1 protein-coding gene is annotated in these 201 nt (G+C 61.7%); it reads left to right on the forward strand.

Features of this window, described 5'->3' with window-relative positions; all coding sequences use genetic code 11:
• Positions 1-201: hypothetical protein (locus LN996_RS23595; RefSeq protein WP_231343510.1), on the forward strand; the 201-nt coding region annotated here is incomplete at both ends.

Below are 201 nucleotides of genomic sequence, written 5' to 3' on the forward strand. Positions count from 1 at the left end.
CACGTACCCGGGTGCCGGGACGGTGACGGTCACAGCACGGGCGACGACGGATTATGTTCTTGCCACGGGTGCGACCGCGTCTTGGTCCGGGACGTTCAAGGCAACCCCGTTTGTCGTGACTCCTGCAGCCGTGGTGTTTACGGATAAGGACGGCACGAAGGACGACGTTTATGTCGTCCCCTCGACGGCTGGTGTTGAGTA

The sequence above is a fragment of the Arthrobacter sp. AK01 genome (genome assembly GCF_021109375.1).
Lineage (GTDB): Bacteria > Actinomycetota > Actinomycetes > Actinomycetales > Micrococcaceae > Arthrobacter.